10 protein-coding genes are annotated in these 11872 nt (G+C 61.7%); 4 read left to right on the forward strand and 6 right to left on the reverse strand.

The features are described 5' to 3' along the window. The first annotated feature begins 60 nt into the window (after positions 1-60). Positions 61-660, forward strand: coding sequence for a PilZ domain-containing protein (locus PU634_RS10055; RefSeq protein ID WP_306760658.1), 600 nt, complete (start codon positions 61-63; stop codon positions 658-660). Positions 661-678: 18 nt separating this feature from the next. On the opposite strand, the gene greA is transcribed toward PU634_RS10055, so the two are convergent. From greA to grpE, 4 genes are all read right to left on the reverse strand, one after another. After that, positions 679-1155 carry a transcription elongation factor GreA gene (gene greA / locus PU634_RS10060; protein WP_306760659.1) on the reverse strand — a complete coding sequence of 159 codons (477 nt, stop codon included), beginning with the start codon at positions 1153-1155 and terminating at the stop codon, positions 679-681. A gap of 151 nt (positions 1156-1306) precedes the next feature. Beyond that, positions 1307-2440, reverse strand: a complete 1134-nt coding sequence (gene dnaJ / locus PU634_RS10065) for a molecular chaperone DnaJ (RefSeq protein WP_306760660.1) — start codon at positions 2438-2440, stop codon at positions 1307-1309. A gap of 88 nt (positions 2441-2528) precedes the next feature. Further along, entirely contained in the window at positions 2529-4451 is a 1923-nt protein-coding gene (gene dnaK / locus PU634_RS10070; protein ID WP_306760661.1) for a molecular chaperone DnaK, read from the reverse strand. 125 nt (positions 4452-4576) lie between these two features. Then, positions 4577-5203, reverse strand: coding sequence for a nucleotide exchange factor GrpE (gene grpE / locus PU634_RS10075; protein ID WP_306760662.1), 627 nt, complete (start codon positions 5201-5203; stop codon positions 4577-4579). 182 nt (positions 5204-5385) lie between these two features. Here grpE and nadK point away from each other — a divergent pair, with 182 nt between their 5' ends. The 3 genes from nadK (at position 5386) to PU634_RS10090 (ending at position 9425) form a co-directional block, all read left to right on the forward strand. Next, positions 5386-6270 carry an NAD(+) kinase gene (nadK, locus tag PU634_RS10080; RefSeq protein WP_107850538.1) on the forward strand — a complete coding sequence of 295 codons (885 nt, stop codon included), beginning with the start codon at positions 5386-5388 and terminating at the stop codon, positions 6268-6270. Positions 6271-6427: 157 nt separating this feature from the next. Further along, on the forward strand, positions 6428-8140 hold the full coding sequence (locus tag PU634_RS10085; protein ID WP_306760663.1) for a proline--tRNA ligase: 1713 nt from the start codon (positions 6428-6430) through the stop codon (positions 8138-8140). Positions 8141-8270: 130 nt separating this feature from the next. Then, positions 8271-9425, forward strand: coding sequence for a patatin-like phospholipase family protein (locus tag PU634_RS10090; RefSeq protein WP_306760664.1), 1155 nt, complete (start codon positions 8271-8273; stop codon positions 9423-9425). A gap of 81 nt (positions 9426-9506) precedes the next feature. Here PU634_RS10090 and tilS read toward each other — a convergent pair whose 3' ends face one another. Together tilS and accA are read right to left on the reverse strand one after the other, a co-directional pair. After that, on the reverse strand, positions 9507-10820 hold the full coding sequence (gene tilS, locus PU634_RS10095; RefSeq protein WP_306760665.1) for a tRNA lysidine(34) synthetase TilS: 1314 nt from the start codon (positions 10818-10820) through the stop codon (positions 9507-9509). 90 nt (positions 10821-10910) lie between these two features. Beyond that, positions 10911-11867 carry an acetyl-CoA carboxylase carboxyl transferase subunit alpha gene (accA, locus tag PU634_RS10100; RefSeq protein ID WP_306760666.1) on the reverse strand — a complete coding sequence of 319 codons (957 nt, stop codon included), beginning with the start codon at positions 11865-11867 and terminating at the stop codon, positions 10911-10913. Positions 11868-11872: the final 5 nt, after the last annotated feature.

The following is an 11872-nucleotide window of genomic DNA, read 5'->3' on the forward strand; positions in this document are numbered from 1 at the left end:
TTACTCCTCACAGGCCGTACAGCGCCTAATCTTATAGGGTCGTTCCCAACTGACGAGCCCATGTCCCATCGCTACCTCAATGATGAAGAGCTGGAAATGCTTGGCGATCTGTTTCGTGAAGAGCATGCCGGCGCCCACAGCACCCTGTCCATCGGCATGGATGAGGCCCTGTTTGCCCTGCTAAGCGGCGCCAGTGACCTTGAACTGAAACTGAATCTGCATGGCACCGAATTAAGCTTTCCGGTCACCCTGGCACCTCATCAGCCCGGAGGCGAACAAGCGGCCCTGCACGCGCCCCTTATTACCACCCTAGCCGGTAACGCCGGACGCCGCGCCTGGCGGCTGCCCAGCCCGGAAGGACTGCAACTGCTGACCCCAAGCGGCCAGCCTGTGGCCGCGGGCATTCGCGATCTTTCCGTCAACGGCATGCGACTGGTGTCGGAGCAATCGCTGTTTGGGGAAAACACAATCAGACCGGTATTGCTGAAACTGGACGAACATCAGCAGCTGCCGCTGGAGCTGCAGCGGGTCAAGGAGCGCCATGGCAAGCGGCTGTGGGTAACCACGGTACGATTTGAACTGACCATGGCAGACCGGCTGACCCTGTCGGAGTTCGTGTTTCGCGGTTTTCTGGAAAGGGTAGAGCAGGAGCGGCCCTGAACGGCCGCTCGCACAGGATTACAGGTATTCGACCTTCATGATCTCATATTCCACATCACCGGCAGGGGTTTTGACCACGGCCACGTCGTCTTCTTCCTTGCCGATCAGGCCCCGGGCGATGGGCGAGTTCACCGAAATCAGGTTGGCCTTGATGTCAGATTCGTCGTCGCCCACGATACGATAGGTAATTTCCTGCTCGTCATCCAGCCGGAACAGGGTCACAGTGGCACCGAAGATCACCTTGCCGTTGTTGGGCATGCGGGTAATGTCGATGATCTGGGCGTTGGACAGCTTGGCTTCAATCTCCTGAATGCGCCCTTCACAAAACCCCTGCTGCTCACGGGCAGCGTGGTATTCGGCATTTTCCTTCAGGTCACCGTGCTCTCGGGCCTCGGCGATGGCTTCAATGATCTGGGGGCGGCGCACCGACTTGAGATAGTCCAGCTCTTCACGCAGCTTTTGCGCGCCACGTATGGTCATGGGTGTTTGTTTCATAATGGAAAACCCGTTTCCTTTCGAACAACAGAATAACAAGAGCCCTGCCGGAACAGGGCTCAAATCGTTTACGTTTTTATGCGGCTGCGGGTGCGGCTGCAAGTGCGGCCGAAGGCCGGTTTGAAGATGGCTCCAGCCTAATACAGCCGGCTCAGCGGGTCAAATCGTCAAAGAAGCGTTTTACCCCTTCAAAAAAACCTTCCGACTTGGGCCTGTGCTTCTTGGCCGCCGAGCCGCCACAGGAGACTTCCAGCTCACGCAGCAGCTCTTTCTGCTCCTCGGTCAGGTTGACCGGGGTCTCTATGTAGACCTTGCACACCAGATCCCCCAGCTGGCCGCTGCGGGCCGAACGCACGCCCTTGCCCTTGAGCCGGAACATGCGACCGGTCTGGGTTTCGGCGGGGATCTTGAGCTTGACCCGGCCATCCAGGGTGGGCACTTCCACCTCTCCCCCCAGGGCGGCGGAGGTAAAGCTGATGGGCACCTCGCAGTAGAGGTTGTTGCCGTCGCGCACAAAAATGTCGTGCTCGCGCACGTGCATCTGTACGTACAGGTCCCCTGCCGGTGCGCCGGCCTCGCCCGCCTCCCCTTCACCGGACAGCCGAATGCGATCGCCGGTGTCCACCCCCGCCGGAATTTTCACCGACAGGGTTTTGGTCTTCTGGTAACGGCCCTCACCGTGGCACTTGTTGCACGGGTCGCTGACGATCTTGCCCTTGCCGCGACAATGCGGACAGGGCTGTTGCACGGTAAAGAAGCCCTGGCGCATCTGCACCTGGCCATGGCCGTGACAGGTAGGGCAGGTCTTGGCATGGGTACCGGGTTTGGCACCGCTGCCGTCGCAGACGTCGCAGCTTGCCAGGGTGGGCACCTTGATCTCTTTGGTCACGCCCCTGACCGCTTCCTCCAGGGTCAGCTCCATGTTGTAGCGCAGATCCGATCCGCGGGCAGAACGCTGCTGCCGGCCCCGTCCGCCGCCGAAGATGTCGCCGAATACGTCACCGAAAATATCACTGAAGTCGGCACCGCCGCCAAAGCCACCATGACCGCCGTGCTGACCATTGACCGCGTCGTGGCCGAACTGGTCGTAGGCCGCTCGTTTCTGGGCGTCGGTCAGTACTTCATAGGCCTCGGTGGCTTCCTTGAATTTTTCGGCCGCGTCGGCGTCGTCCTTGTTGCGATCGGGATGGTACTTCATCGCCATTCGCTTGTAGGCTTTCTTGATTTCGCGCTCGTCGGCTCCCTTGGAGACGCCGAGCACCTCATAGTAATCTCGTTTCGACATAGCTTGTGTGCTTACCTGCTGATTAACACAAAGGCGGGCGTTGGTAACCCAACGCCCGCACGGTCAGCGTCTGTGCGCCGGGGTGGCCTTACTTCTTGTCGTCTTTGACTTCTTCGAACTCGGCATCCACCACGTCATCGTCGGCCTTCTTGCTGCCGGCGTCCTGGGCACCCGCGTCCTGGGCCTGGGACTGCGCCTTGGCCTGGGCGGCCTCCATCAGCTTTTGAGACGCTTCCAGCAGCGCCTGCTGCTTGGCTTCGATCTCGGCCTTGTCTTCACCACGAACGGCGGTTTCCAGCGCGCTCAGGGCAGCCTCGATGGCGCTCTTGTCGTCGGCGGCCAGGGCGTCACCGGCTTCTTCCAGCTGCTTGCGGGTGGCGTGGGCCAGACCGTCGGCCTGGTTGCGGGCCGCCACCAGCTCCTCGAACTTCTTGTCTTCGGCGGCGTTGGCCTCGGCGGCGCGCACCATGGCTTCGATCTCCTCCTCGCTCAGGCCGGAAGAGGCCTGAATGGTGATCTTCTGCTCCTTGCCGGTGTCCTTGTCCTTGGCGGACACGTGCAGGATGCCGTCGGCGTCGATGTCGAAGGTAACTTCGATCTGCGGCAGGCCACGGGGCGCCGGACGAATGCCTTCCAGATTGAACTGGCCCAGCGACTTGTTGTCGGCGGCCCGCTTGCGCTCACCCTGAATGACGTGAATGGTCACGGCTGACTGGTTGTCTTCGGCGGTGGAGAACACCTGGGACTTCTTGGTCGGAATGGTGGTGTTCTTCTCGATCAGCGCCGTCATCACGCCGCCCATGGTCTCGATGCCCAGCGACAGCGGGGTCACGTCGAGCAGCAGCACGTCCTTCTTGTCACCGGACAGCACGGCACCCTGAATGGCGGCACCCACGGCCACGGCTTCATCGGGGTTTACGTCCTTGCGCGGCTCCTTGCCGAAGAAGTCGCTCACCGCCTTCTGCACCAGCGGCATACGGGTCTGACCGCCCACCAGGATCACATCGTCGATGTCGGACACGGACAGGCCGGCATCCTTGAGCGCGGTGCGTACCGGCTCCAGGGACTTCTTGACCATGTCTTCCACCAGTGACTCGAGCTTGGCCCGGGTTACCTTGATGTTCAGGTGCTTGGGACCGGAGGCATCGGCGGTGATATAGGGCAGATTCACTTCGGTCTGCTGGGCGGAAGACAGTTCGCACTTGGCCTTCTCGGCGGCTTCCTTCAGCCGCTGCAGGGCCAGCATGTCGTTGCGCAGATCAAAGTTCTGCTCGCGCTTGAACTCTTCCACCAGGTAGGTGATCAGGCGGTTGTCGAAGTCTTCACCACCCAGGTGAGTATCACCGTTGGTGGCCAGCACCTCAAAGGTCTTTTCGCCGTCCATGTCATCGATTTCGATGATGGAGATATCGAAGGTACCGCCACCCAGGTCGTAGACGGCCACCTTGCGGTCACCCTTGGACTTGTTCACACCATAGGCAAAGGCCGCGGCGGTGGGCTCGTTGATGATCCGCTTGACGTCCAGACCGGCGATGCGGCCGGCATCCTTGGTGGCCTGACGCTGGGCATCGTTGAAGTAGGCCGGCACGGTAATCACGGCTTCGGTCACCGGCTCGCCGAGGTAGTCTTCGGCGGTCTTTTTCATCTTCTTCAGCACTTCGGCGGAGATCTGCGGCGGCGCCATTTTCTTGTCTTTGGCTTCCACCCAGGCGTCACCGTTGTCGGCCTTGATAATGCTGAAGGGCATGATCTTGATGTCGCGCTGCACTTCCTCGTCTTCAAAACGACGACCGATCAGGCGCTTGATGGCGAACAGGGTGTTTTTGGGGTTGGTCACCGCCTGGCGCTTGGCCGGCTGACCTACCAGGGTTTCGCCATCGTCGGTGTAGGCGATGATGGAGGGAGTAGTGCGGGCACCCTCGGCGTTTTCAATGACCCTGGGAGTATCCCCGTCCAGGATCGCAACGCAGGAGTTGGTGGTACCCAGATCGATGCCGATGATTTTACCCATAGAATCCTCTCTTGATATTACAAATTCGGTTACGAGCGTTGGTGTATTTCGCTTTAACGTCTATATGTGGCTGCCTTATATGGCTTTCAAGACGGCAGTCACATTTTTTTGCTGAATTTCGTTATTCAGGCCTGGGTGTCGATGGCCGGCCCCTTGGCCACCATCACCATGGCGGGGCGCAGCACCCGGCCGTTGAGCTCGTAGCCCTTCATCATTACCGCCAGCACGGCATTGGGGGCTACTTCGTCACTTTCCACCATGCTCATGGCCTGATGCTTGTTGGGATCGAAGGGTTCGCCCTTGGGATCGATGGCCGCCACGCCGAATTTTTCCACCGCGCTCAGCAGGGATTTCAGGGTCAGCTCCACCCCTTCGTGCACCGCCTTGAAGGCGTCGCTTTCATCGCTGGTGTGCTCAATGGCCCGCTCCAGGCTGTCGATCACCGGCAGCAACTCGTTCACAAACTTTTCGAGCGCGAACTTCTGTGCCTTTTCCACGTCCTGGGCGGCGCGACGGCGAATGTTCTCCATCTCGGCCACGGCACGCAGGGCATTGTCCCGCTCTTCCTTGGCGCTGCTCTCGGCGGCAGCCAGTTTCTGCTCCAGCTCGGCAACATAAGCCGCATCGGGCTGAACGGCGTCTTGCTGCTCGGCCTGCTCGGCCTGCTCGGTCGGCTGCGCCTGCTCGGCCTGTTGCTCCTGCTCAAGCGCCTCGGACTGTTCCGTATCAACCTGATTGTGCTTGCTGCTCATGGTGTCTCCCGTGTGTATCAATCAACGTTGCTGGCTATATGGGGACGCGGATTGTCATTTCAAGGGGGGCGGGCTCACAGACTTGTGTTTCCCTTCGGTAGCGCTTGAGCACCTCTCTGATTAGAATGGCGATGACTTCATGATTAACGCCCAATAACACAGGCCAGCCGGACAGCTACTTTATGGAAACCGATTTCAACACCATCGCCCTTATCGGCAAGCCGGATCATCAGGGTGCCAACCAGACCCTGGTGGCGCTGTATCGTTATTTGTCCGGACTGGGCCTGAATGTGGTGATCGAACGCCGGGTGGGCGAACAGCTGGGGCTGGAACGGGCCGAGCTGCTGGAAATGGTAGAGCTGGGCGAGCGTGCCGATCTGGCCATCGTGGTGGGCGGCGACGGCAACATGCTGGGCTCGGCCCGGGTGCTGTCGCGCTTTGATGTGGCGGTAGTGGGGGTGAACCGGGGCAACCTCGGCTTTCTGACCGACCTCTCCCCCGACAGCTTTGAACAGCCGCTGGAGCGGCTGCTGTCCGGCGATTATCAGACCGAGCACCGCTTTCTGCTGGAAGCCCAGGTACACCGCCACGGCCAGCTCAAGGCCAGCAACACCGCCATGAACGAGGCGGTGCTGCATCCGGGCAAAATCGCCCACATGATCGAATTCGAGGTCTACATCAACGGCCACTTCATGTACAGCCAGCGGGCCGATGGCATGATAGTGGCCACCCCCACCGGCTCCACCGCCTATTCGCTTTCCGCCGGCGGCCCCATTCTCACCCCCAACCTCAATGCCATTACCCTGGTGCCCATGTTCCCTCATACCCTGAGCTGCCGGCCCATCGTGATCGACGCCGATGCCCAGATAAAGATGGTGCTTTCCCCCGCCAACAAGAGTGAACACATGCTGGTAAGCTGCGACGGCCATGTGTCGCTGGCGGTGCAGCCCGGTGATGAAATTCACATTAACAAGAGCCCGCACCGGCTGAAGCTGCTGCATCCCCGCGGCCACAGCTATTTTGAGGTGTTGCGCAGTAAACTGGGCTGGGGCAGCAAGCTGTTTTAGCATCGTGAAGGCAGGGAGTGGCCGGTTGGCAAAGTAAAACATCTCCAGACCGAATACCTCCTCCTCCCTCGCCCCTATCACAATGCTCTTCTGCCAGCCTCCCCCCCCTGCTACAATCCGGGCTTTAACGGATTTCAAGCTTACAAGGTTCCTGTTCATGCGTACCAGCCAATACCTGCTTTCCACACTCAAAGAAACCCCGAGCGACGCCGAAGTCATCAGTCACCAGCTGATGCTGCGCGCGGGCATGATCCGCAAGCTGGCCTCGGGCCTCTACACCTGGCTGCCCAGCGGCCTGCGGGTATTGAACAAGGTCGCCGCCATTGTGCGGGAAGAAATGAACCGCGCCGGCGCCATTGAAATGCTGATGCCGGTGGTGCAGCCCGCCGATCTGTGGCAGGAAACCGGCCGCTGGGACAAGTTCGGCCCCGAGCTGCTGCGCATCAAGGATCGCCACGACCGCCCCTTTGTGCTGGGCCCCACCCACGAGGAAGTGATCACCAGCCTGGTGCGCAACGAGGTGGCCTCCTACAAGCAGCTTCCCCTGAACCTGTACCAGATCCAGACCAAATTCCGCGACGAAGTGCGCCCGCGCTTTGGGGTGATGCGCTCCCGTGAGTTCGTGATGAAGGACGCCTACTCCTTCCATACCACCCAGGAAAGCCTGCAGCAAACCTACCAGGACATGTACGACGCCTACAGCCGCATTTTTGAGCGCATGGGTCTGGACTTCCGCGCCGTGCTGGCCGACACCGGCGCCATTGGCGGCAGTGCCTCTCACGAGTTCCACGTGCTGGCCCAGAGCGGTGAAGACGATATCGCCTTCTCTACCGAGTCCGATTACGCCGCCAACATCGAAATGGCCGAGGCGCTGGCCCCCAAGGCCGCGCCCGATGCCCCCACCCAGGAAATGACCCTGGTCGACACTCCCAACACCAAGACCATTGCGGATCTGGTGGAGAAGTTCGGCCTCAACATCGAGCAGACCGTGAAAACCCTGCTGGTGAAGGCCGCCGACGAGGTGGATGCCCCCCTGGTGGCACTGCTGGTGCGTGGCGATCACGAGCTGAACGAGGTGAAGGCCGAGAAGCTGCCCCAGGTAGCCAGCCCCCTGACCTTTGCCACCGAAGAAGAAGTGCGCGCCGCCGTGGGTGCCGGCCCCGGCTCCCTGGGCCCGCTGAACATGCCGGTACCGGTGATTGTGGACCGCGCCGTGGCGGTGATGAGCGACTTTGGCGCCGGTGCCAACATCGACGACAAGCATTACTTCGGCATCAACTGGGGCCGGGATCTGCCGCTGCCGGAAGTCGCGGACCTGCGCAACGTGCGCGAAGGCGATCCCAGCCCCTGTGGCAAGGGCGTGTTGCAGATCAAGCGCGGCATTGAAGTGGGCCATATCTTCCAGCTGGGCAACAACTACTCCGCAAAGATGAACGCCACCGTGCTCAACGAAGGCGGCAAGGCCACCGTGCTGGAAATGGGTTGCTACGGCATTGGCGTGTCGCGCATTGTGGCCGCCGCCATCGAGCAGAACCACGACGACCGCGGCATTATCTGGCCCGACGCCATCGCTCCCTTCCAGGTGGCCATTATTCCCATGAACATGCACAAGTCCCACCGGGTGCAGGAAGTGGCCGAGCAGCTCTACGCCGAGCTCACCGCCGCCGGCATCGAGGTACTGTTCGACGATCGCAAGGAGCGCCCGGGCGTGATGTTCGCCGACATGGAGCTGCTGGGTGTGCCCCACAGCATAGTGATTGGCGAGCGTGGCCTGGACAACGGCGTGGTGGAATACAAACACCGCCGCGGCGGCGACAAGCAGGAAGTGGCCATTGCCGATGTGGTGGCCAAACTGCAAGGCCTGATGTAACGATTGAAAGCGCCCGCAAGGGCGCTTTTGCTTTAAGGGGTAATTCAGTCACGGCCCCGCCGCCTTCCGTATTTCCTCTTTCTTCCTCCTTTAACAATTACTTATACTGAGTGCAAAAGGGAGGAGCATCATGGAACGAGAAGCCAGCAATGCCTGCGCCCTGGTGATGACCGGCGGTGGCGCCCGGGCCGCCTATCAGGTGGGGGTGCTCAAGGCCATTGCCGAGTGCTACCCAAGAGGGCATGCCATTCCCTTTCCCATTCTGTGCGGCACCTCGGCCGGCGCCATCAACGCCACCGCGCTGGCCTGTTATGCCTCCTGCTTTCACCTCGGGGTACGCAAGCTGGAGTACGTGTGGCGCCATCTCAACACCCATAAAATACTGCGCCTGCAACTGGGCCGTATTGTTCGCCACTCGGCCAAAAGCCTGATCAAGGGAGCGCTGGGCAAGCCCACCCAAATGGCGTTGCCGCTGTTCGACAACAGCCCGCTCGAGCGACTGCTGGAAACCCTGATCGACTTTCAGCGCATCGACAACAACCTGCTTTACGGCGCCCTGGAAGTGCTGGCGGTCACCGCCTCCAATTACAACACCGGCGATTCCACCACCTTTTTTCAGGGCAGGCCCTACCATCAGCCCTGGGCCCGGGCCGGCCGCTCGGGCCGCTCGTCCATTATTGCCACGCCGCACCTGATGGCCAGCAGCGCCCTGCCCTTTGTGTTCAAGCCCTGCCGGCTGCAAAACCATTTTTATGGCGACGGCTCCATTCACCAGCTGAACCCGCTCAGCCCCGCCATTCACCTGGGCGCCAGCCGTATTCTGATTATTTCCCTGGCGCACGAGGAGCCGGATGAGGGCCACTTGCCCAGCGACCCCAGCAGCTCCGACATTGCCGGCCACCTGCTGGACACCATTTTTACCGACGCGCTCACCTCGGATATTGAACGGTTGCAGCGCATTAACAGCACCATTCGGCTGATCCCCGAGCGCCGGCGCGAGCAGCTGTCGCTGCGCCACATCGACAACCTGGTGCTCAAGCCCAGCCGGAACCTGGATGAACTGACGGTCAAACACTTTCAACGCCTGCCCTGGAACATACGCACCCTGCTGCGGCTGTTTGGCGTGGAGGCGGGAGATGCCACCGGCCTGGCCAGCTTTTTGCTGTTTGAGCAAGACTATACCCGGGAGCTGATCGATCTGGGCTATTCCGACACGCGGGCGCGGCTGGAGGAGGTGTGCTTGTTTCTGAAGCTGGACGTGACGTTGCGAAAGACCGGAACGTGAGACGGCAGAGGTAAGACGAAAGACGTGAGGGCGGTGAGGAGCACGGGCACTATTGCAGGCGGACGGCGTGTTCTGAACCGCCTACAGTGCATATGGCTCCCATTCCAGCTGCCAGCCGGGTTGGCTGGGTTCAGGGGCGTAGTCGGCGCACACAAACAAACCCACGGCGGCGACCAGCTTGTCTTTGTGCATCAGTAGCGGCACCCGCGGCCGTTGCCAGGGCGGCACACCGTATTCCTGCCACAGTTTTTTTAACGACCGGGAGCCACTGCGGCCCAGCGGGGTTGCGCGCAGGCCGGAGATCCCAAAGGCGATGTGCAGCTCGCTTGGCTGCACATCGGCGCGAATTTGCGCACCACTTTCCACCCGCCTGCACCGCAGCCGGCCTACGCCCAGCTCCAGCCATTGCCCGGGTTGAAGGGCCGAAACGGCAACCGGTGCCCCCTGCAACGCCGGCACATACAAATGCTCCTGGTAGCGCCGTAATTCCTGTCCGCCAATCTTAACCACGGGATCGGCGTCTTCCCGGGCCAGGGCCAGCTCGGTCCAGGCCACCTCAAGCTGGCTGCGGCTTAAATGCATTCCTCGCTCGCTCAGCCAGTGGCGCAGGGCATTGTTGCGCCGGGCCGGGCTGAGCCGGGAAAGGCCGGCAATGCCGAGCCCGTTGCTGGCATTCAGCAGCGGCCGCAGATCCTGCTCGGCCAGCTCCCGAGCCAGCTCCAGCTGCTCGGCGCACAAGGCGGCACTGCGGCTGGCGGTGCGGGCAAAGGCCGGCCACTGCGTCAACAGCCGGGGCAGAATGTCGTTGCGCAGAAAATTGCGGTCAAAGCGGTTGTCGGCATTGGACGGATCTTCTACCCAGCGTAAGCCCTGCTCAGTGGCAAAGCGTTCAAGCTCGGCGCGCTCAACCTCCAGCAGCGGCCGCAGTTGTATCCCCCGGCCCAGCGGCTTGCATGCCGGCATGGCGGCAAGCCCCTTGATGCCGGCGCCGCGCTTGAGTGCCAGCAGCAGCGTCTCGGCCTGATCGTCCAGATGGTGCCCGGTGAGCAGGGCCGCGCCCGGCGGCAGCTCCGCCGCCAGGGCGGCATAGCGGGCGTCGCGGGCGGCGGCTTCCACACTCACCCTCGGGCCGGTGTTCACCTTCACCTTCAGCATGCGGTACTCCACCCCCAGCCGTTTTGCCACCTGCCGGCAATGGGCCGGCCAGGCTTCGGCCGCCGCCTGCAGGCCATGGTGCACATGCAGGGCCATAATATCGCGCTGCTGTTCGGCGGCCAGCCTGGCGGCCAGCGCCAGCAGCACGGTGGAGTCGAGCCCGCCGCTGAAGGCCACAAAAAGCGGACCGGCCGGATACAGTGCCTGAAGGTGGCGGTGAAAGTGGTCGCAGAGAGACATGGAGGCGAGTATTTATTCAACGCAGGCCCCGTGTCAACGGGACCTGCTGGTTCGCAGACCCCGCTTCAACGGGGCAACGGCATCACCGACTTAGCAATAACCGTACTTCATCAGGCGCTGGTAGCGCTGCTCAAGCAGGGTGTCGGTGTCGAGCCGGTCGAGATCGGCCAGGTCGGTGGCCAGACGGGCTTTCAGGCGTTCGGCCATCAGCAGCGGGTTGCTGTGGGCGCCGCCCATGGGCTCTTCCACCACGTTGTCGATAAGGCCCAGCTCGTGAATGCGGCCGGCGGTAATGCCCATGGCTTCGGCGGCCACCGAAGCCTTGTCGGCGCTCTTCCACAGAATGGAGGCGCAGCCTTCCGGCGAGATCACCGAATAGGTGGAATACTGCAGCATGTTGACCCGGTCGCCCACGCCAATGGCCAGGGCACCGCCGGAGCCGCCCTCGCCCACCACGGTGCAGATGATGGGGGTCTTGAGGCCGGACATCACCTTCAGGTTGCGGGCAATGGCTTCACTCTGGCCACGTTCTTCCGCCCCCACACCCGGATAGGCACCGGGCGTGTCGATAAAGGTCAGGATCGGCATATTGAAACGCTCGGCCATTTCCATCAGGCGCAGGGCCTTGCGGTAGCCTTCCGGGCGGGGCATGCCGAAGTTGCGCTTGATCTTCTCCTTGGTCTCGCGGCCCTTCTGGTGACCAATCACCATGACGGGGCGGCCGTCAAAGCGGGCCACCCCGCCCACAATGGCCTTGTCGTCGGCATAGGCGCGGTCACCGGCCAGCTCGTCAAACTCGCCGAACATCAGCTCCAGGTAGTCCTGGGTGTAGGGGCGACGGGGATGGCGGGCCAGCTGGGAAATCTGCCAGGGGCCCAGGTTGCCGAAGACTTTTTTGGTCAGCTCGTCACGCTTGGCTTCCAGCCGGCTGATCTCTTCGTCCAGGTCGATGTCGAGGCCCTCGCCTTCGCCCACGTGACGAAGCTCTTCAATCTGGGCCTGAAGCTCGGCGATGGGTTGTTCAAAATCCAGGAAATGGTGGCTCATGGCTG

This window comes from Oceanimonas pelagia, from assembly GCF_030849025.1.
Taxonomy (GTDB): Bacteria; Pseudomonadota; Gammaproteobacteria; order Enterobacterales; family Aeromonadaceae; genus Oceanimonas; species Oceanimonas pelagia.